Genomic DNA, 20,184 nt, shown 5'->3' with positions numbered 1-20,184 from the left:
GACAGTACGCATGGGTCAGCGGACCGGAACGGTGACCGGTGCGGTGTTGTAGCCGGTGACGCGGACCCAGTCCGCGCGCGGCGTGTCCGCCAGCGGTTGCCCGCGGATCTCGACGGTCTCCCCGCCGTAGACGGTGACGTAGTTGTCGGTGTAGGTGATCGGCAGGATCTCGTCGGCGTCGGGTGTCGGCGTGAGCTCCGCGCGGGCGAAGAACGCGACTCCCCGACCGGGATTGTGCAGTCGGATCGTCACCCCGTCTGCGTCTCGGCGCGCGGCGACGTCGAGCCTGCCGCGCGGCATGGTGTTCAACGCAGTCATGTCGGCCCAGCGGGCGGGCCGCAGCTCGAACGCCTGGTCGTTGCTCGGCTCCCCGACGTCGTCGCGGCGCTGGGACTGCCAGTAGGTGCTGTCGGTGACGAGATGCTCTGTGGCATCGAGCAATTCGACGCGGACGAAGAACACCGGGGAATCCGGTGCGACGCGCGGCAGCCACAGCGCCGTCGCGGTCCCTCCGGAGGCGACGTCGACGGGCGGGCTCTTGCGGTCCTCCCGCACGCGGCCCGCCACGTCGTACACCCGGACCCGCACCCGCAGGTCACGCTGATCAGCCTGGGTCTGGTTGACCACGGTCAGAGCGGCGCGGCTGTGGTCTCCGGTGGCGTAGGCGTCGAACACCGCCGACAGCGGGCGCAGACCGGTCTTGGCGCCGAAGTAGGCCCCACCCGGGCGCAGGTAGTAGTCGAAGAGGTGCCCGAAGAACGACGGCCAGTGGTTGTTCAGCATCCAGTAGATCGTCATCTTGTGCGTGTCCCAGCCGCCCGCGGCGAATGCCTCGAACTGCGCACGCGTCGATTCATAGTGCGCCAGTTGGGCTTTGGCGGTGAACATCTCGGCACTCGTGGACGTGCCGTAGCGCCGGTCGATCGCGCGCCGGATCGTGGTCAACGACGAATTGCTGGTGTTCGCGCCCGCGTGGAAGGACCAGGTGTCGTTGATCGGCCACAGCTTGTCGGGCGGGATGAAGCGGCGCAGGCTGGCCATCGGCGGGATGTGTTCGTTGTCGCCCTGCTCGGCGTTTGCGCCCCGTGCTGCTCCGTATTTGCCGGCGAACCAGTAGCTGGGCGGTCGCCAGCTGTACGGCCCGGCCATATGGATGCCGTCCCACGCGACCGCGCCGTCGGCGTCCCGGGCGAAACTGGACACCGTGTCGACCACGGCGTTCGGCCAGTGCAACTGCTGCAGTATCCGGCGGTAGTCGGCCAGCAGGTCCGGCGGCGGCGTGCCGTCACTGCCGTTGGCCCACACGAAAGCCGAAGGGTGCGAACGCAACATGGTGATCTGCGAGGTCAGGCTGTCGCGGGCGACGCGGTTGTCCTCGGCGTCCCACTGCGACCACTTCTCCCACTGGTTGCAGCACATCCACCCCAGCATCAGTGGGATTCCGAGTTCGTCGGCCATCTGCACCATCCGCTCGCCCGGGAACTTGCCCTCCAGGCGCAGCATGTTCAGCCCCAGGTCGCGCACGTAGCGCAACGTGGCGGCGTCGCGCGCCGGGTCGTCGGCGAACAGCAGATCGGGCGAGTAGGCGGCGCCGCGCACCGGGAAATCGCGGCCGTTGACGGTCAGATAGAAGTTGCCGCCGGCGCCGAGCTCGGGGTGGCTGGTGTCGTCGTCCCGGTGCTGGGTGACGGTGCGGATGCCGAAACGCTGTGTGCGGGTGTCGGAATCGTGCCCGAAGCGACGGAACTCGGTGCGCAGATCGTAGAGCGCGGGTTCGCCCATCGTGTACGGCCACCACAGGTCGGGGTGGTCGAGCTTCAGTTGCGGGTACCGATCGGCGGCGAAGCTCACCTCCCGGGTCTCCCCCGGCGCCAACGTCACTCGTGCCTCAACAGCCACGTCGGGCTTTCCCGCCCTGGTGATGGTCACGCGCATCAGACCGCGCACGGTGGCCGGCGAGTAGTTGCGGACCGTCGTGTAGACCGTCAGTGTCGCCGAATCCGTGCGCGGCAGCGGCAGATCGGAGCGCACGGCGCTCTCACCGAGGGAGACGTCCTGCGACATCTGCAGCGTCACGGGTTTCCAGATGCCGGCGTTGCGATCCGGCACGAAGGAGTTGTTCACCGGCAACGCACCTGGTTGTTCGCGATATCCCAGGTAGCGCCAGTTGATCCAGTCGTACCAGCTGTCGGCGAGCTCCACGCCGTCGACGTCTTGGCGCGCCTGCTCGGGAGTCACCTTGACGGCCAACACATTCGCGCCGCCGCGGTGTATCCACGGAGTCGCGTCGATCTGGTGTGCGGCGTGCATGCCGACGACGTCGTCGGAGCCGGCGATGCGGTGCCCGTTCAGCCAGATCTCCGCGCGGTAGTTGATGCCTGGAAAATCGAGGAGATACGTCGTGTGTCCGCCGGGTGCGTCAAAGGTGGTGCGGTACCACCAGTCCTGCCGGTACAGGTCCCAGGGCACCTCGTCGCGCAGCCGGGTGCCGACGTAGAGGTCGGGATAGCTGCCGTCGGCCCGCAGTGTCTGCAGCACCGTGGCGGGCATGCGGGCGATCGGGTGCCACCCGGCCTGCTCGCTTCCCGGGGACGAGAGGGCCGCTCCGTCGTCGCCGGCGACGCGGGCCGAGGCCAGGCTCCACCCCTGGGCCAGCTCGACGCGTGAGGGGTCGGGAGTGGGGCGGGCGAAGTCCGGGAAGTCGGCGACACCGAGCACCGCCACCAGGGCCGCCAACAGGACGACGATCAGCGTCGTGCGTGTGCCGCGACGACGCTGGGCCTCACCTGCGCGGTCCATCGACGACGGTGGCCGGCACCGACTTGGCGCGCGTGGTGCTACTTGTGCGGGACGTCGTTGACCAGACCGCCGTCCATGACGAACTCGGCCCCGGTCGAGTACCGCGATTCGTCACTGGCCAAGAACACCACGAAAGTGGCGACCTCGTCGGGCTGGCCGGGCCGGCCGAGCGGAATTCGCAGCATGTCGTCAGGGAAGAACTTGGTCATCGGGGTGCGGATGAAGCCGGGGTGCACGGAGTTCACGCGGATGTTGTGGGGACCGAGTTCCAGCGCCGCCGACTTCGTCAGCCCGCGCACCGCCCACTTCGAGGCCACGTACGGGTGCACCATCACCGCGCCGCGCAGCCCCTCGATCGAGGAGATGTTGATGATCGAACCGCCGCCGGCGGCTTTCATCGACTCGACGGAGGCCTGCATGCCGAGGAACGTCCCGGTCAGGTTCACGTCGATGACCCTCTGCCACTTGTCCATGTCGAACTCGCCGATCTTGCCGAGTGCGACGGTGCCGGCGTTGTTCACCAACACGTTCAGCGTGCCGAACGCGTCGAGCGCGGTGGCCACCGCGGCATCCCACTGGTCGGCCTGGGTGACGTCGAGATGTACATAGCGAATGGAGTCGGGGGTCTGGGCATTGATCTCTTCGGCCAGCGCCTGACCCTTCTCGTCGAGGATGTCGCCGATCACGACCTTGGCCCCTTCGGCGATCAGCGCCCGGGCGTCCTCGGCGCCCATCCCCTGCGCGCCGCCACTGATCAGTGCCACTTTTCCGTCCACGCGTCCCATGGGGCGACAGGCTACCGCACCACCCCCTGCGCAATTAGAACCTGTTCCAATTCGGCATCCGACCACGCATACTGGCCGCCATGGCGATTCGAGTGGCACAGATCGGCACCGGCAACTGCGGCAGCCTGACGCTGCGTCAGCTGATCGAGGACCCGCGCTTCGAGCTGACCGGCGTCTGGGTGTCCTCGGCCGACAAGCTCGGCAAGGATGCCGCGGAACTCGCCCGCCTCGGCGGTACCACGGGAATCCGTGCCATCGGCGACCTCTCGGCGATCATCGCCGACGCGCCCGACTGCGTCGTCTACTGCGCGATGGGCGACATCCGGCCCAAGGAGGCGCTGGCGGACGTCCGCGCCTTGCTCGAGGCCGGGATCAACGTCGTCGGCTCGTCACCTGGATTTCTGGCCTATCCCTGGGGCGTCATCGGTGAGCGGGCAATCGAGCGGGTGGAATCCGTTGCCCGGCAGGGCGATGCCACGGTGTTCGTCACTGGTGTCGACCCAGGCTTCGTCACCGACCTGCTGCCGCTGGCACTGGCGGGCACCTGCCAGCGTGTCAGCCAGATCCGGACGATGGAGATCGCGGACTACGCCACCTACGACGGTGCGACCGTGATGTTCGACGTGATGGGATTCGGGAACGAGATCGGTGACCTGCCCTTCCTGTACCAACCCGGCGTGCTGAGCGCCGCCTGGGGCGTGGCGATCCACCAACTCGCTGCCGGGCTCGGCGTGACGATCGACGAGATCACCGACACCGTCGAGCAGGAGCCGGCGCCCGAGGATTTCGACGTGGCGGTCGGCACGATCAAGAAGGGCACTGTCGCGGCGGTGCGCTTCCAGATCGAAGGCCTCGTCGGATCCGAGCCCGTCATCGTCGTCGAACACATCACCCGGCTGCGTGGCGATCTGCGGCTCGACTGGGCGCAGCCGGCCCAGGGCGGCGGGTCCTACCGGGTGGAGATCACCGGAGAGCCGTCCTACGCGATGGACATCTGCCCGACCAGTCGCAACGGCGATCACAACTACGCGGCGATCCTTGCTGCCGCCGGCCGGATCGTGAACGCGATTCCCGCGGTGGTGGCCGCTGAGGCCGGCATCCGCACGACACTCGATCTGCCGCTGGTCACCGGTGCCGGCACCTACCGCAGATAGGGATCAGCGACGGGTGACGCCGTGCCACTCCAGGCGGACATGCGTGCCGTGGGTTGACGGCTCGATGACCGACCTGTCGGACAGGGTCTCCATCAGCGGGATACCGCGGCCGCGGGTCCGTGGCACCGGGTCCGTCTGCGGCGTCCGCCACGTGCCCCGGTCCTTGATGTCCACGGCGAGGGTCTCACGCTGGGCGTCATAGAGAGCGCAGATGTCGATGGTGCCGGGTCGTTCGACGAGCCGGTAGGCGAACTCCGCCGAGTTGGCCAGGGCCTCGTTGATGGCCAGCACCAGATCGCTGCAGCGTTCCTCGTCGAGGTCGAAGTAGCGGTTCAGCCAGGCGGCGAATTCACGGCGCGCCATAGCCACCGTTCCGGCGTCGGCGTCGAGGCCGAACCGCTCGAAACGTTCTGCATTGGCTACCTCAGCCGGCGGCATGGAATCGATCATGGCAGTCGGTGGCTACCCGAAGACGCACGTTTCTACGCGGCTTTCCTACGTGTCACGTGCGGCGAGCGCTTCGTCCAGGTTCGGGTAGAGGCTGACGATCTCGGCGATGCCCACCAATTTCAGCGGCCGACTGGTCGCCGGACCGTCGGCTACCACGCTGAATGACACGTCAGCGCCGGCTCTGTCGTGTGCGGCGACCAGAACGCCCATGCCGGCCGAGGCCAGGAATTCCACCTTCGTGAAATCGATCACCACGGCGGACGGCTTCTGTGCCAGAGCGGCATCGATGGCCGACTCGAGCTGCGGTGAGGTGAGCATGTCGACGACACCGGAGACCGCCACGATGGCCACGCCATCGACCCATCGTTCGGTCACGTCGCAGTTCGACGCCCCTGATGAGGCGGTTGCGCCTTCGCCTGCTTGCTCGTCCAAGGTTCACCTTCCATGTCAGGCCGCTGTCCGCCCACTGCCAGAGCGCAGACTCCCGTCCACCTCTCGCACAGGCTGCTTCCTGAACCCGGCTACCAAACTACCGTGGCCGTTTGCGGCGACCGGCACAGATTAAACCAGGAGTGTCGGCGTGGTCCGTAGCATGGCGAATCAACGGCGACACCGGCCGAACGCGAGGAGACCGTGACCGCACTCCCCACCGACCTGCTGGCGGCGATCGCGGCGAGCCCGCAGGGTCCTCACGTCGGTGCGTTCTTCGATCTGGACGGGACGCTGGTCGACGGTTTCACCGCCACCGCGCACGCCGGGGATCGCATCCGTCGCAGGCAGGCCAGGCTCGGCGAGGTGACCGGCGTGATCGAGGCGGCCATGCGGTACCGGTTCGGCCGGGTCGACTTCGCCAAGCTCCTCGAGCGTGCCGCCGGGTACCTTCGCGGTGAGTCGCTGACAGAACTCGACGACATCGGCGAGCGGCTGTTCCGCGAGCGCGTCCGGTCGCGGCTTTTCCCCACCATGCACGATGTGGTCCTCGCGCATCAGAGCCGCGGCCACACGGTGGTGATGTGCTCGTCGGCGCTGACGATTCACGCCGAGCCGGTGGCGCGGTTCCTGGAGATCGAGCACGTGGTGTGCAACCACTTCGAGGTGGACGCCGACGGCCGCCTCACGGGCCGGATTCGACGGCCGGTGATCTGGGGTCGGCGCAAGGCCGACGCGGTCGTGACGCTCTGCGAACAGAGCGACATCGATCTGGCCGACAGCTGGTTCTACGCCGACGGCAACGAGGACATCGCCCTGATGTCGTTGGTGGGACAGCCACGCCCGGTCAACCCCCGCCGCGAGCTGGCGGCCCGTGCTGTGATCGAGGGGTGGCCGGTGTTGCGGGTCACCACTCCGGGCCGGGGAAACCACGACGGCCTCCGCGGTGTACTAAAGTAGAACACGTTCTAATTTCCGACGCGTTCGGCCCATGAGCCCACCAGGAGCGGACTATGCATACTCCCCTGTGCGACCAACTCGGCATCGAGTTCCCGATCTTCGCCTTCACCCACTGCCGCGACGTGGTGGTCGCAGTGAGCAAGGCCGGCGGCTTCGGCGTGCTCGGGGCGGTCGGCTTCACCCCCGAGCAGCTCGAAATCGAGCTGAACTGGATCGACGAGCACATCGGCGACCATCCCTACGGCGTCGACATCGTGATCCCGAACAAATACGAGGGCTCCGACGCCGCGGACATGGACCCCGAGGTGCTGAAGAAGACGCTCAACGACCTGGTGCCCCAGGAGCACATCGAGTTCGCGAAGAGGATCCTGTCCGAGCACGGGGTGCCCGTCGAGCACAGTGATGACGACGCCCTGCAGCTGCTCGGCTGGACCGAGGCGACGGCCACCCCGCAGGTCGAGGTGGCGCTGCAGCACCCGAAGGTGACGATGATCGCCAACGCCCTCGGTACCCCGCCGGCCGACATGATCGCCCGCATTCACGAGCAGGGTCGCGTCGTGGCGGCACTCTGTGGATCTCCCTACCAGGCCCGCAAGCACGCCGACGCCGGCGTCGACATCATCATCGCCCAGGGCGGCGAGGCCGGCGGGCACTGTGGCGACATCGGCTCGATCGTGCTGTGGCCGCAGGTCGTCAAGGAGGTCGCACCCGTTCCGGTGCTGGCCGCAGGCGGTATCGGCAGCGGCCAGCAGATCGCCGCGGCGCTGGCGCTGGGCGCACAGGGCGCCTGGACCGGTTCGCAGTGGGTGATGGTCGAAGAGTCCGAGCACACGCCGGTACAGCACGCCGCATACGCGAAGGCGACCAGCCGGGACACGGTGCGCAGCCGGTCCTTCACCGGCAAGCCGGCGCGGATGCTCAAGAACGACTGGACCGAGGCGTGGGAGAACCCGGAGAACCCCCAGCCGCTCGGTATGCCGTTGCAGTACATGGTGTCGGGTATGGCGGTGGCCGCGACGCACAAGTACCCCAACGAGTCGGTCGACGTCGCCTTCAATCCCGTCGGTCAGGTCGTCGGCCAGTTCACCAAGGTCGAGAAGACCGCAACTGTGATCGAACGCTGGGTGCAGGAGTACCTCGAGGCGACGGGCCGCCTCTCCGAACTGAACGAGGCCGCCGCCGTCTAGCGATTTCGGCGTGGTTGTCGTCGCCCACCGACGACAATCACGCCCAATTCGCGCCAGCGGTTATGTATGGTTGCATACATGACGAGTCCCCGTGAGCGCATGGTCGTCTCGGCTGCGTTGCTGATCCGGGAGCGCGGCGCCCAGTCCACCGCAATCGCCGACGTGCTCGAACACAGCGGCGCACCCCGCGGGTCGGCCTACCACTACTTCCCCGGCGGACGCACCCAACTGCTCTGCGAGGCCGTCGATTACGCCGCCGACTACATGGCCAGCCACCTCGACGCTGCACCGTCATGTCTCGACGCGCTGGAGGAGCTGTTCTCCCGGCAGGCCCAACTGCTGCGCGACAGCGACTTTCGTGCGGGCTGCCCCGTGGTCGCGGTGGCCGTCGAAGCCGGCGACCCCGGTGCGGCAGAGCGGCCCGTCCTCGACCGCGCCGCTGCGGCGTTCTCCCGGTGGCGCGAGGCGCTTGCCACCCGATTGCGTGCCGACGGCGTCGCAGGCGACCGCGCCGACGACCTCGCCGTGTTCACACTGTCGGCGTTCGAGGGGGCGATCGTCATCGCGCGGGCCCAGCGCGACGACGAAGCGCTGCGCCGGGCACAGACCCTCCTCGCGGAGATGATTCGCGCGGCACTACCCGCCGCCACGAGAGAGCGAGCGACGCCATGACCGACACGACCGCTGATTGGCAGCCGACCGCCTGCATCTTGTGCGAATGCAACTGCGGCATCGTCGTCCAGGTCGAGGAGCGCAAGCTCGCCCGCATCCGCGGAGACAAGAACCATCCGGCATCGCAGGGCTACACGTGCAACAAGGCGCTGCGGCTGGATCACTATCAAAACCAGCGCAACCGGCTGACCTCGCCGATGCGTCGCCGGCCAGACGGCACCTACGAGGACATCGACTGGGACACCGCGATATCGGAGATCGCCGCCGGTTTCGCCGCGGTCGCCGACACCCACGGTGGCGACAAGATCCTCTACTACGGAGGCGGCGGGCAGGGAAACCACCTCGGCGGCGCATACAGCGGCGCCTTCCTCAAGGCGCTCGGCTCCTACCACCGGTCCAATGCGCTGGCCCAGGAGAAGACCGGCGAACACTGGGTCGACGCCCACTTCTACGGCGGCCACACCCGCGGCGAGTTCGATCATGCCGAGGTGTCGGTGTTCGTGGGCAAGAACCCGTGGATGTCGCAGAGCTTTCCGCGTGCGCGCGTGGTGCTCAACGAGATCGCCAGGGACCCGGCGCGTTCGATGATCGTGATCGATCCCGTGCTCACCGACACCGCGAAGATGGCGGATTTCCACCTGCGCGTGCGCCCCGGTGCCGACGCCTGGTGCCTGGCCGCGCTCGCGGCGCTGCTGGTGCAGGAAAACCTTTGCGACGAAGCCTTTCTCGCAGAGCACGTCAGCGGCGCCGACGAGGTGCGCGCCGTGCTCGCGCAGGTGCCCGTGGCCGACTACGCCGCGCGTTGCGGGGTCGACGAGCAGCTGCTGCGGGACGCGGCCCGCCGCATCGCCCGCGCCGACAGCGTCGCGGTGTTCGAAGACCTCGGCGTGCAGCAGTCGGTGAACAGCACGCTGTGCTCGTATCTGAACAAGATGCTGTGGTTACTGACCGGCAACTTCGCCAAACCGGGCTCCCAGCATCTGCATTCGTCGTTCGCGCCCCTGTTCAGACCCGGCGGTGTCGGCCGCACGCCGGTCACCGGTGCGCCGATCATCGGCGGCTTGATGCCGAGCAACGTGGTGCCGGACGAGATCCTCACCGACCACCCCGAGCGTTTCCGCGCGCTGATCGTGGAGAGCAGCAACCCAGCGCATTCGATCGCGGACTCGCGAGCCGTGCGCGCGGCGTTCGAGAGCCTGGAACTGCTCGTCGTCATCGACGTGGCGATGACCGAAACGGCGCGGCTGGCGCACTACGTGCTGCCCGCCGCCAGCCAGTTCGAGAAGGCCGAAGCCACGTTCTTCAATCTCGAGTTCCCGCGCAACACCTTTCACCTCCGCCATCGGTTGATGGAGCCGTTGGAGGGCACACTGCCCGAACCCGAGATCTGGGCCCGTCTCACCCGCGCACTCGGCGTCGTCGACGAAGCCGAGCTCGCACCGCTGCGCGAGGCCGCCGAGCGCGGTCTCGACGAGTTCGCGGCGGCGTTCCTGGCTGCCGTCGGCGCGAATCCGGGCCTGGCCAAGGTACTTCCGTTCGTGCTGTACGAGACGCTGGGTGCGACGCTGCCCGACGGCCTGGCCGGCGCGGCCGCTCTGTGGGGGCTGGCGCAGAAGACCGCCATGACCTATCCGGATGCGGTGCGGCGCGCCGGCCACGTCGACGGCAACGCGCTGTTCGAGGCCATCCTCACCGGGCGCTCGGGGATCACCTTCACCGTGCACGAGTACGAGGACGACTTCACTCTGATCACACATCCGGACCGCAGGATCGCGATCGCGATACCCGAGATGCTGGCCGAAGTGGAGAAGCTGGCCTCAGAACCCGTGCAACTCACCTCATCGGAGTTCCCGTTCGTGCTCTCGGCCGGAGAGCGTCGCGCCTTCACCGCCAACGACATCCTGCGCGATCCCAGTTGGCGTACCCGGGATGCGCAGGGGGCACTGCGGGTCAATCCGGCGGACGCGGCCGCGTTGGGGTTGACCGACGGCGGCCCGGCTCGCATCACCACCGCAGCGGGCACGGCCGAGGCCGTCGTCGAGATCAGCGACGCGATGCTGCCCGGGCACGCCTCACTGCCCAACGGGTTCGGGGTGGACTACGTCGACGCCGAAGGCGACACCGTGGCGCCCGGAGTCGCACCCAACGCGCTCACGTCGAGTCGATGGCGCGACGCCTATGCGGGCACTCCGTTGCACAAGCACGTGCCTGCGCGCATCGAGGCGATGGTGGCCACCGCGCTTTAGGAGGCCAGCGCTTTAGGAGGCCAGCGCTTTAAGGGGCCAGCGCTCTAGGGTGACAGCGGAGCCGGAACAGGCGCAGGTGCCGGTGCGGCCGGCGCCGGCGGGGTGGGCTGCATGCCGGGCGTCGCCGACATCGGGCGCTGCGTGAGCAGGAGCAGAGCATCCGAGCCTGACACCTCCTGGGTCTGCATCGAATGCCAGAGGTCACGCAGATACCCCAGACGGGTCTGCGGTGCCGGGGTCTCGGTGGTGCCCGGGGGCAGGTTCTCGGGGCTGGACAGGTGCGGCACCTCGGCGGGCGGCGCTGCAGCGACATCGGGTGCGCCACCGGCCAGTGCTTGGACCGGCGCTCCCGGCACCGCGGCCTGATCCGGCGGCAGCTGGACAGGGGCAGGAACCGGGGCCGGTGGCGGAACCGCGGGACCGGGATCGGCGGCCGCGGTGGGCGCACACACCAGCAGCCCCGCGATCGCGGCGGCGCCCACAGCAGAAGCGGTCCTGACCTGCCATCCGATCATCACCGGTTCCCCCTTCGGAGGTGCGGCCACGATGCAGGCCGCCTTGGGATCATTGTCACCCTGTGCTTCTCCCCCGGAGTCACATTCGTTACAGCTCACTTCGATCGAACTCCGCGAAGTCGGCGCCCCGAGCCCTGCCGGTGGTGTAGGTATCGAATACGAGCGCCCCATGACGGCCTTCATCACGGCAAGGAGCCACAGTATGCCGACTCCGGTCTTCCCCCCTGGATTCGACTTCACCGATCCGGATCTCAACTGCGAGCGACTTCCGGTCGAGGAGCTGGCCGCGCTGCGGCGCGCCGCACCCATCTGGTGGAACGAGCAGACCTCAGGCGGCGCCGGCCCGTTCGGCGACGGCGGCTACTGGGTGGTCACCAAACACCGGGACGTCAAGGAGATCTCGAAACGCAGCGACGTCTTCTCCAGCCTGGAGAAGACCGCGCTCCCCCGCTATCCAGAGGGCTCGACGGGCGAGCAGATCGAGACCGGCAAGTTCGTGCTGCTCAACATGGACGCCCCGCACCACACCCATCTGCGCAAGATCGTCTCCCGCGGCTTCACCCCGCGCGCGGTGGAACGCCTGCGCGCCGACCTCGACACCCGCGCGCAGGACATCGCCAAGACCGCGGCGGCCGCAGGCGCGGGCGACTTCGTCGAACAGGTCTCGTGCGAACTCCCGCTGCAGGCCATCGCCGGGCTGCTCGGCGTGCCGATCGAGGACCGCAAGAAGCTCTTCGACTGGTCCAACCAGATGGTCAGTGACGACGACCCAGAGTTCGCGCACTACGACAACCGCAATGCCGCAACGGAATTGATCATGTACGCGATGCAACTCGCGGCCCAGCGCGCGGAACAGCCGGGCGAGGACATCGTCACCAAGCTGGTGGAAGCCGACGTGGACGGCCACAAACTCTCCGACGACGAGTTCGGGTTCTTCATGGTGTTGCTCGCCGTCGCGGGCAATGAGACGACCCGCAACTCGATCACCCACGGCATGATCGCGTTCACCGAGCATCCCGACCAGTGGGAGCTGTTCAAGGCGCAGCGCCCAGTCACCGCGGTCGACGAGATCGTGCGTTGGGCGACGCCGGTGACCTCGTTCCAGCGCACCGCGCTGTGCGACTACGAACTGTCCGGCGTGCCGATCAAGAAGGGCCAGCGGGTCGTGATGTCCTATCGCTCGGCCAACTTCGACGAAGAGGTGTTCTCCGACCCCTATTCGTTCGACATCCTGCGCGACCCGAATCCGCACGTCGGCTTCGGCGGCACCGGGGCGCACTACTGCATCGGCGCCAACCTGGCCCGCATGACCATCGAGTTGATGTTCAACGCCATCGCCGACCACCTGCCGGACCTGCAGTCCATCGGGACGCCGCAACGTCTCCGCTCCGGATGGCTGAACGGCATCAAGCACTGGCAGGTCGACTACACCGGCACGGGCTGCCCGGTCGCCCACTGAGCGCAGAGCTCGCCGAGCTCCGCCCGGGTGGGTCCAGCGGCCGTCGGCGGCTGCCACCCCGACGCGTAGACCGCGCGGGCCCGGCACTGTAGGCGGTCGAGGCTGGCCGGTAACGCCTGCATCCGGTCGTAGCCGGCGACATCGGCGCGCAGCGACCGGTCCGCGGCTGCTGCGGCCACGACGAGGTCTGAGGGCAGCGCGCGGCTCAGGTCCACCGCACCACCAGCCCATCGACGAAGTCGATCCCCGTCGGAGCGCACGTGGTCGAGGAACCAGGGGCGGATGTGGGCGCGGCACCACTCGTCGAACCGGACGGCCACTGTTCCGGCGTCAGTCGGCGAGTGTTGCAGTAGATCGATCAGCGTACGTGCCTGCCGGAACGCCAGCGTGATGCCGCGGCCGGCCAATGGCGTGGTGGTGCAGACGGAGTCGCCGACGGCGAGAAGTCCCGGCAGTACCGGTCTCCCGGCGCCGTCGACCTGGGTGCGATAGGTGTTGTGCAGTCGGCCGCCGGGCAACACGGGGGTGAGTGGGTGAGCTCGCTCGATCCAGTCGGCCAGCAGCGGGATTGCCCGTGCGGCGGCCTCGAACACGTCAGGCTGGCGCAGCAGTTTCAGGCGGGGGTCGGTGCCGTCGTGGGTGATCGTGACGGAGAACGTCCCGGCATCGTGCAGGAACGCGACGGCGAAGTAGCCGGCCAAGCTCAAGGACAGCCCGACCGGGGCGTTGATCGGTCCCGGGTCGGCGCCGACGAGTCGGTACTGGCGGGTGACATAGGTGGCGCCGCACGGGACCTGATCACCCACGGCGCCGAGGTGACGCAGGATGCGCCCGCTGCGGCCGGACGCGTCGATCACCAGGTCGGCGGACACCGCCGTGCCGTCGACGTCGATCCCGACCGCACGATCCCCGTCCCTCAGAACCCGGTCGACGTGGCCGGTGACCAGCGTCAGTCCTGGTTGGCGCCGGGCGATCGTCCACAGCACCCGTTCGAGAACCTCCCGCCGGCACCGCATGGCGATCGCGGTGCCGTCCTCGCCGGTGACGACGGCGGCTCCGACGCTGCGCAATGACACCAGCGCGTCGGGGATCTCGCTGTCGAGCAGTTCCACCACGGGCCCACGAAATGTGTGAGCGTGCGCGAACTGCATCACGCCCCGGCGCCGCCATGTGATGCCGGGGATGGGCCCGGGATCACGATCGACGACGACCACCCTTCGCCCTCGACGGGCCAGCGCGATCGCGGTGAACAATCCCGTCGGCCCGGCGCCGATGATGACTGTGGCCACAACACCCTCACTTAAGGTAACTTGCGGTGTAATGAATACATTAACGGTCACCCATAATGGATGAATCTGTCAAGCGGGGATACCGCTCCCCTCTGCGCAGCGCTCAGGCCGCGGCCACGCGACGCCGCATCGTCGCAGCAGCCGCCGACCTCTTCGTCGCGGCGGGCTTCGCCGCCACCTCGGTGGACGCAATCGCGGCCGCAGCGGAGGTCAGCAGGAAGACGGTGTTCACCGCGGTCGGCGGGAAGGCAGAGCTCCTGGCGCTGGCGTTGGATTGGGCGGTGGCAGGCGACGATGCACCGGTGCCGCTGACAGAGCGCTCGGAGATGATCGCGCTACTCGCGATGCAGGATCCGGTCGCGATCCTGCACCAGTGGGCTCGCATGCTCACCGACATCGACTCGCGGGTCGCAGAGCTGTTCATAGTCCTGGAGAACGCGGCGAGCGTCGACGACGCGGCGCAGGCCCTGTTCGATCGGATGGCCGATCAGCGCCGCGCGGGGGCCAGAGCCGTTGTCGCGGCGGTCGGCGCAGCAGGCGGGCTTCGCAACGACCTGCGCCGTTCCGAGGCCGTCGATCTGGCCGCGTTGTTCACCGAGCCGATGCTCTACAGCCGACTCGTGACACATCGTGGCTGGCCGCGGCGGACATTCGAGGCGTGGCTGGCTGCCACACTGTGCGATCAGCTGCTGACGCGCTAGCTCGGATAGTCGATGACCGAGCGCCAGTAGTCATCACCGAGCTCGCCGCCCGCCCGCAGCACGATGGCCAGCCCGGTCGCCATGGCCAGCCCCAGAACGCCGAGCCACAGGCCGGCCACTGCGATCAGCACCCACAACCCCGCCGTCACCGCAGGCCACGGCGACACCGCGGCGAGCACGGGCGCGAAGAAGAACCCCGTGCCCAGGTACCACGCCGAGCCGGCTCGATCGCAAACCAGGACGATGCGCAGCCAGCGGGGCGTGGCGGTCATCTCGGACATGCCTCCACGATTCGCGCCTGGGGTAAAGGGCGCAATTACCTCCGAGGTAGTGGCGCCGACTACCGGTCGGGGCCAGACTCGAGTGATGGCGGTACGGGACGCGCCACCTGCCACGGTGGGCGCGATGGTGCGGCGTTGGCGTATGCGACGCCGCCTGAGCCAGCTCGAGCTCGCACTGGAAGCAGACGTCTCGGCGCGCCATGTCAGCTTCGTCGAGACGGGCCGTGCGACACCCAGCCGGACGATGGTGTTGCGGCTGGCCGATGTCCTCGACGTGCCTCGGCGCGAGCAGAATCGAATGCTGATGGCCGCCGGACACGCACCGGCCTACACCGAGCGGCCCCTTGACGCTCCCGATATGGCGTCCGTGCATGCCGGCGTGGCGCGGGTGCTCGAGGCCTACGACCCGTACCCGTGCGTCGTCGTGAACCGGGTCTGGGACCTGCTGCGCGCCAACGCCGGTGCCGGCGTGCTGCTCGCAGGCGTCGCGCCGCACCTGCTGGATCGGCCCAATGCCCTGCGTATCGCCCTGCATCCCGAGGGACTCGCACCGCGCATCCGCAACCTGGGCCAGTGGCGCGCCCATCTGATCGCGCGGCTGCACCGGGAGGCGGCGGCCGACGACACCGGGAACCTCTCCGCACTGCTCGACGAGATCAGCGGCTACCCGGGCGGAGACGATCGATCCCTCGACCTCGGCGGGGTGGCGGTGCCGCTGGATCTCGTCACACCTGACGGCGTCGAACTCCGGTTGCTCTCGACGGTCACGACGTTCGGAACCGCGCTGGACCTCACCGCCGCGGAGCTCAGCATCGAGGCGTTCCTGCCCGCTGACGCCGCCACAGCGCGGGCATTGGGGTGACGCCTCGCGCGGATTGCGCGGGAAGTCCCCGGGCAACGGCTCATCACCGCATAGAGTCGGGCGCCATGGAGACTCGACATCTCGCCGCGATCGTCGCCGTCGGCGGAGCCGTCCTGGGGTTGACGGCGTGCTCATCACCCGAGCCTGCACTCGGCGGCACAACGGCAACCGTTGCGATCGACGGCAACGATGCCGGGGGCGCTTTTCCGGTGACGTGCCGGCAGACGGGCTTCACCTGGTACATCCAGACGGCGGGCAAGGACAAGGGCTTCACCGCCGTGCTGGCGATGGACGGGCCGCCCAAGGCCGAATCCGTCGAATTCCGAGACGTCGCAGGCTTTTCCGGCAACTTCTGGAAGGGCAACATGGGAAATGCCGAGGTGACCGGTCAGCAGGGGCGGTACACGATCACCGGCACCGCGGACGGCAACTTCACCGCGACGCCGAGCGACGACGCCAAGGCGAAGTTCCGTATTCAGACCAACTGCTGAGCGAGTCTTTCTTCATAGCGGGCGATCTCGACGAGGTTGTCGTGCGCCTCGACGCTGACCTCCTCGCCGCTCATCATCCGCAGCATGGGTGAGTCCCCGATCTGGGACACATCCGCCAGGTTGGCTGTCGCGTGTGCGTGATCGCGCATGATCGCACCTCCGTCGTCGATGACAGAGGATTACCCCGCCGGCGGCCGACGAATATGACGGTGTGGTGACCCCCGTCAGGCCTGGACGACGATGGGATCGCCGACGCTGACGGTGTCGAAGTACCACGCGGCGTTGTCCGGGCTGAGGTTGATGCAGCCGTGGCTGACGTTCGCGTAGCCCTGCGAGCCCACTGACCACGGGGCGGAGTGCACGTAGACACCGCCCCAGGTGACGCGGACGGCGTCGGCGACGGTCAGCTTGTAGCCCTCGGGGTCCGACAGCGGGATGCCGATCGTCCGCGAATCCATGACCACGGACTTCTGCTTCTCCAGCGCGGTGAAGCTCCCGATCGGCGTGGTGTGCTTCGGCTTGCCCATCGACGCGGGCATTTCCCGTGCGACGACGCCGTCGATGCTCACGGTGAACGTGTGCGCGTCGAGGTCCGCGACCCCTACGACCGAGGAGCCGGTCTGGAAACTGGTGGCGAATCCTCCCACCGAGACGTCGATGGGTGCGTGCGCCGGGAAGAACTGCGTGGGGGTCCACTGCATGGTCCGGTCGTCGAGCCACGAGAACGTGCCCTGGGCCGGCCCGCCGTCCGACGGCCGCACCGCGAAGGAACTCTCGACGGCGCTGCGGTCGGGTACCGCGGCGGTGAACGTCACCGTGACGGGATGGGCCACGCCGACGGTCTCACCGGGCGACGGCGACATCTCGCTGATCGTCGACGGAAGGGTCGGTACCGCGGTGCCGATGGCTCCGACCGCTGACGGTCCTACCGAGAGGCCGGTCATGACGACCACCGATCCCATCACTGCCGCGATGCGGACGATGGAGGATCGGAGTCGGTTGTGTTCACGTGAGGCGCTCGCCACGGTGCCATCCTAGGTAATCGACGGGTTTGACCCCTGTTGACCGACTATCGCGGTCACGAGGGTGAACGTTTCACTCCACCGCCGACGGCCAGCAACGCATATCCCAGCGCCAGCACGCCGACGGCCAGCGCCGCGACGTTGGCGGCGACCGCGCCTGCGCCGACGCTGTCGACATCGAGGAAGAAGTAGGGCGCACGCCGGCCCAGGTCGTTGAGCACCAGCAGCGCCACCACCAGATACGCCGCCGGGAACGCGAGCCAGGCGACCGGATGCCACCACGCCAGCGTCGACCTCGTCGGCACTGTTGCCGGTTCGGGGCGCCGCCCCACCAGGATCCAGTCGCACAGGGCGAGCACCGGTACGACGCAGTGCAGCAGCAGGTTCGCGACGGTGTAGCCCATGCTGCGCTCGACCAGGAACAGGTTCCACACCACTCCGGCCATGACCAGGTACAGAACGACCGCCCCGCGCAGCCCGGCGCGGCTGTCGGCCCGCGGTCGGACCAGCGTCCAGAGGTAGTAGGCGGCCGCGGCGATGTTGACCTGGTAGGTGAACGTCACCAGGCGCCACCACAGACCACGCTCGGAGGTCACGCCGACGACGAGCAGTGCCGCTGCAACGGCCAGGACTATCCCGACGCGAAGGCCGATACGCAGGGTCACGTCCTCAGGGTAGAGGCGGTGGCGGCGGAGGAGCCGGCTCGACGACCGGCGGCTGCTCGTCGCGTACCCCGGCCAACCGATCGCGGATGCGCTGCAGCAGGCCCGGCTGCTGCTCGGGCACCGGTGGTGGTGCAACGACCGGCGGCGGTGGCGGCGGCACCGCGTCGACCGGCGGCACCGCGTCGACCGGCAGCGGGTCGGTGCTCTCGATCGGCGCCGGCTCCGGCGCCGGAGCGTCCTCGACCGGGGCGGGCTCAGGCGCCGGCTCCGCCGTGGCGGGGGCTTCTTCTACGGGCGGCGGAGCGACGGGAGGCGGCGGCGGGGCGATCGGCGCGACCGGGGCGGCCGGGGCGGCCGGGGTCACGGTCGTTGCGGCCGGTCGCACCGGCGGGGCGGGCCGAACGGGGACGAACTGCAGACCCAGCGCTGCGGAGACCGACACGACGAATGCGACCAGGCCGCCGGCCAGCATCGCTGCCGGACCCACGCGCCGCAGCCGCTCCGACGTGCGCTGCGGCGCAGGCGGCGCCTGTGTCTGCGCGAAATCGTCGTCGATCCACCAGCCGTCGGCGCTGGGGGCGCAGGCCAGCGCCGCTCCCCGTGCCAGCGCCAGTTGGGCTTCGGCGGGCGAGAACACCGGCACGGCCAACGCGTCCTCGAGCACGGGCGCGATCCCGTCGAGGTCCTCGGCCGAGCCGACGAGCACCAGCGCCTCGGGTTCCCAGTCCGCGCGGGCGAAGACCGCGCTCAGCCACCCGATCAGGTCTTCCTCGGTGATCACGGAGCTGTTGACGGCGGTCTGCACCGCGCCGTCGTCCGGCGTGACGACCAGAGCGATCAGCTGTCCCGGCTCCACGACGCACACCGCGGTGGTGTGGTAGCCCATCACCTCGGCGATCCCGCGGGCCAGCGCATCGGTGGCCTCGGAGAGCTGCACGGGCACGATGGTGTGGCCGGACTCGGTGAGCTCTTTGAGCAGCAGTGACGCCTCGGTCCGCGCGTCGTCGCTCCAGGTCATGCCGATGGACTGCACGCGCTGACCGCGCTGCGCAGCCAGCGCCTCGGTGCGTCGCACGGCTTCGGCGGCCTGCTGCGACGTCGCCACCTCGACACCGGTGCCGGTCATCGCCTCGCCGTCGGCGTCCTGCCCGTGCACCAGGACCAGTCCGACAGCCGACGACGTCACCGACAGCCCGAGTACTGCGTCCACGAACCACTCCTTCGTCGCGGCGACCTTACCCGCAGTACCTCCGGTGACGCATGTCCGTCAGGCGAGGGTCTGGGCCAGTAAACGCGGTTCGATGTTGCCGCCGGACAGGATCACCACGGTCGGACCCGGTGGCGTGGTGTGCCGGCGGTACGCCGCGAGCGCGACGGCCCCGCTGGGTTCGGCGACCAGATGGCCCCGCTGGGCGAATTCGCGGACGGCGGAGAGTATGTCGTCCTCTGTGACGGTGAGCACGTCGTCGAGGACGTGGCGCAGATGCGTGAACGTCAGCTCGGACGGCTGCGAACGCAGTCCGTCGGCGACGGTCCGGTTGCGCTTGGTGACCGGCCAATCCACGCGCTCGCCGGTCCGTAGCCCCTCGGCGGCATCGGCGGCCAGCTCGGGTTCCACGCCGAGCACCACCGCCGTCGGGCACAGCGCCTTGATCGCCACCCCGATACCCGAGGACAGTCCGCCCCCGCTGACCGGAACCAGCACCGTGGCCACATCCGGGAGGTCCTCGGCGATCTCCAGACCGATCGTGCCCTGACCGGCGATGATGTCGCGGTGGTCGAACGGCGGGATCATCACCCCACCGGTTTCGGCGACCACCTCGGCAGCGACGGCCTCGCGTTGGCCCGCCCCGCACAGCACCACACGAGCCCCGTGCGCCCGGGTCGCGGCCACCTTCACCTCGGGCGTCTCTTCCGGCATCACTATGTGCGCCCGAAGACCGAACGTGGCTGCGGCGTAGGCGACGGCCTGGGCGTGGTTGCCGCTGCTGTAGGCGACCACGTCGGTGACCGACCCGGGCTGTGCCATCACGGCGGTGAGCGCGTTGAACGCGCCGCGCACCTTGAACGCGCCGATCGCCTGCAGGTTCTCGGGCTTGACCCACAGCGGGCGCTCGGGGTCGCCCCACGGCGCGGGTATCAGCGGAGTCCGCACGACGTGGGTGCGGATGCGCTGCGCGGCAACGCGGATGTCGTCGATCGTCACGAGCTGCATGG

The 20,184-nt window shown here is 68.7% G+C and carries 21 protein-coding genes; 9 read left to right on the top strand and 12 right to left on the bottom strand.

Going from position 1 to position 20,184, the window contains the following annotated elements; translation table 11 throughout:
- Window positions 1-15 precede the first annotated feature (15 nt).
- Window positions 16-2,799, bottom strand: a complete 2,784-nt coding sequence (locus ACZYYX_RS18930; protein ID WP_463816131.1) for a glycoside hydrolase family 2 protein — start codon at window positions 2,797-2,799, stop codon at window positions 16-18.
- A 38-nt stretch (window positions 2,800-2,837) separates the two neighbouring features.
- A complete protein-coding gene (locus tag ACZYYX_RS18925) occupies window positions 2,838-3,584 on the bottom strand; it encodes a glucose 1-dehydrogenase (RefSeq protein WP_463816130.1) in 747 nt (248 codons plus the stop codon).
- 80 nt (window positions 3,585-3,664) lie between these two features.
- Here ACZYYX_RS18925 and ACZYYX_RS18920 point away from each other — a divergent pair, with 80 nt between their 5' ends.
- Window positions 3,665-4,738, top strand: a complete 1,074-nt coding sequence (locus ACZYYX_RS18920) for an NAD(P)H-dependent amine dehydrogenase family protein (protein ID WP_463816129.1) — start codon at window positions 3,665-3,667, stop codon at window positions 4,736-4,738.
- 3 nt (window positions 4,739-4,741) lie between these two features.
- On the opposite strand, the gene ACZYYX_RS18915 is transcribed toward ACZYYX_RS18920, so the two are convergent.
- Window positions 4,742-5,188 carry an ATP-binding protein gene (locus ACZYYX_RS18915; protein WP_463816128.1) on the bottom strand — a complete coding sequence of 149 codons (447 nt, stop codon included), beginning with the start codon at window positions 5,186-5,188 and terminating at the stop codon, window positions 4,742-4,744.
- Between the two features lie 45 nt (window positions 5,189-5,233).
- Window positions 5,234-5,620: an STAS domain-containing protein gene (locus tag ACZYYX_RS18910; RefSeq protein ID WP_463816127.1), complete on the bottom strand. Its 387-nt coding sequence runs from the start codon at window positions 5,618-5,620 to the stop codon at window positions 5,234-5,236.
- Between the two features lie 201 nt (window positions 5,621-5,821).
- Between ACZYYX_RS18910 and ACZYYX_RS18905 the strand changes: the two genes are divergently transcribed.
- From ACZYYX_RS18905 to ACZYYX_RS18890, 4 genes are all read left to right on the top strand, one after another.
- Window positions 5,822-6,577 (top strand): HAD family hydrolase, encoded by a 756-nt coding sequence (locus tag ACZYYX_RS18905; RefSeq protein WP_463816126.1) that lies wholly within the window; start codon window positions 5,822-5,824, stop codon window positions 6,575-6,577.
- A 53-nt stretch (window positions 6,578-6,630) separates the two neighbouring features.
- Window positions 6,631-7,764: a nitronate monooxygenase gene (locus ACZYYX_RS18900; RefSeq protein WP_463816125.1), complete on the top strand. Its 1,134-nt coding sequence runs from the start codon at window positions 6,631-6,633 to the stop codon at window positions 7,762-7,764.
- 78 nt (window positions 7,765-7,842) lie between these two features.
- Window positions 7,843-8,436, top strand: a complete 594-nt coding sequence (locus tag ACZYYX_RS18895) for a TetR/AcrR family transcriptional regulator (RefSeq protein WP_463816124.1) — start codon at window positions 7,843-7,845, stop codon at window positions 8,434-8,436.
- The gene (locus ACZYYX_RS18890; RefSeq protein WP_463816123.1) at window positions 8,433-10,682 is read left to right on the top strand and encodes a molybdopterin-dependent oxidoreductase; all 2,250 of its coding nucleotides are present in this window, start codon (window positions 8,433-8,435) and stop codon (window positions 10,680-10,682) included. The genes ACZYYX_RS18895 and ACZYYX_RS18890 overlap by 4 nt, the downstream gene beginning before the upstream one ends.
- A 44-nt stretch (window positions 10,683-10,726) precedes the next feature.
- On the opposite strand, the gene ACZYYX_RS18885 is transcribed toward ACZYYX_RS18890, so the two are convergent.
- Window positions 10,727-11,227 carry a hypothetical protein gene (locus tag ACZYYX_RS18885; protein ID WP_463816122.1) on the bottom strand — a complete coding sequence of 167 codons (501 nt, stop codon included), beginning with the start codon at window positions 11,225-11,227 and terminating at the stop codon, window positions 10,727-10,729.
- Window positions 11,228-11,399: 172 nt separating this feature from the next.
- On the opposite strand from ACZYYX_RS18885, the gene ACZYYX_RS18880 reads away from it, so the two are divergent.
- Window positions 11,400-12,656: a cytochrome P450 gene (locus ACZYYX_RS18880; protein ID WP_463816121.1), complete on the top strand. Its 1,257-nt coding sequence runs from the start codon at window positions 11,400-11,402 to the stop codon at window positions 12,654-12,656.
- On the opposite strand, the gene ACZYYX_RS18875 is transcribed toward ACZYYX_RS18880, so the two are convergent.
- Window positions 12,623-13,945: an FAD-dependent oxidoreductase gene (locus tag ACZYYX_RS18875; RefSeq protein WP_463816120.1), complete on the bottom strand. Its 1,323-nt coding sequence runs from the start codon at window positions 13,943-13,945 to the stop codon at window positions 12,623-12,625. The genes ACZYYX_RS18880 and ACZYYX_RS18875 overlap by 34 nt on opposite strands.
- Before the next feature lie 56 nt (window positions 13,946-14,001).
- Here ACZYYX_RS18875 and ACZYYX_RS18870 point away from each other — a divergent pair, with 56 nt between their 5' ends.
- A complete protein-coding gene (locus ACZYYX_RS18870) occupies window positions 14,002-14,646 on the top strand; it encodes a TetR/AcrR family transcriptional regulator (protein ID WP_463816118.1) in 645 nt (214 codons plus the stop codon).
- On the opposite strand, the gene ACZYYX_RS18865 is transcribed toward ACZYYX_RS18870, so the two are convergent.
- Entirely contained in the window at window positions 14,643-14,927 is a 285-nt protein-coding gene (locus ACZYYX_RS18865; protein WP_463816116.1) for a hypothetical protein, read from the bottom strand. The two genes, ACZYYX_RS18870 and ACZYYX_RS18865, sit on opposite strands and share 4 nt — an antisense overlap.
- Before the next feature lie 85 nt (window positions 14,928-15,012).
- On the opposite strand from ACZYYX_RS18865, the gene ACZYYX_RS18860 reads away from it, so the two are divergent.
- The gene (locus tag ACZYYX_RS18860) at window positions 15,013-15,789 is read left to right on the top strand and encodes an MmyB family transcriptional regulator (protein ID WP_463816115.1); all 777 of its coding nucleotides are present in this window, start codon (window positions 15,013-15,015) and stop codon (window positions 15,787-15,789) included.
- Between the two features lie 65 nt (window positions 15,790-15,854).
- Entirely contained in the window at window positions 15,855-16,280 is a 426-nt protein-coding gene (locus ACZYYX_RS18855; RefSeq protein ID WP_463816114.1) for a lipoprotein LpqH, read from the top strand.
- Here ACZYYX_RS18855 and ACZYYX_RS18850 read toward each other — a convergent pair.
- From ACZYYX_RS18850 to ACZYYX_RS18830, 5 genes are all read right to left on the bottom strand, one after another.
- Window positions 16,265-16,429, bottom strand: coding sequence for a hypothetical protein (locus ACZYYX_RS18850; RefSeq protein WP_463816113.1), 165 nt, complete (start codon window positions 16,427-16,429; stop codon window positions 16,265-16,267). The genes ACZYYX_RS18855 and ACZYYX_RS18850 overlap by 16 nt on opposite strands.
- A 75-nt stretch (window positions 16,430-16,504) precedes the next feature.
- On the bottom strand, window positions 16,505-17,242 hold the full coding sequence (locus ACZYYX_RS18845) for a L,D-transpeptidase (protein WP_463816509.1): 738 nt from the start codon (window positions 17,240-17,242) through the stop codon (window positions 16,505-16,507).
- A gap of 116 nt (window positions 17,243-17,358) precedes the next feature.
- Complete coding sequence (locus tag ACZYYX_RS18840; RefSeq protein WP_463816112.1) at window positions 17,359-17,967, bottom strand: Pr6Pr family membrane protein; 609 nt, start codon at window positions 17,965-17,967, stop codon at window positions 17,359-17,361.
- Window positions 17,968-17,971: 4 nt separating this feature from the next.
- Window positions 17,972-19,177 (bottom strand): DUF7159 family protein, encoded by a 1,206-nt coding sequence (locus ACZYYX_RS18835; protein WP_463816111.1) that lies wholly within the window; start codon window positions 19,175-19,177, stop codon window positions 17,972-17,974.
- A gap of 57 nt (window positions 19,178-19,234) precedes the next feature.
- Window positions 19,235-20,182, bottom strand: a complete 948-nt coding sequence (locus ACZYYX_RS18830) for a threonine ammonia-lyase (RefSeq protein WP_463816110.1) — start codon at window positions 20,180-20,182, stop codon at window positions 19,235-19,237.
- Window positions 20,183-20,184: the final 2 nt, after the last annotated feature.

The sequence above is a fragment of the Mycobacterium sp. IDUB_1 genome (assembly GCF_055419625.1).
The sequence above is the reverse complement of the archived record's forward strand: the minus strand, read 5'-3'. Positions and strand labels throughout refer to the sequence as shown.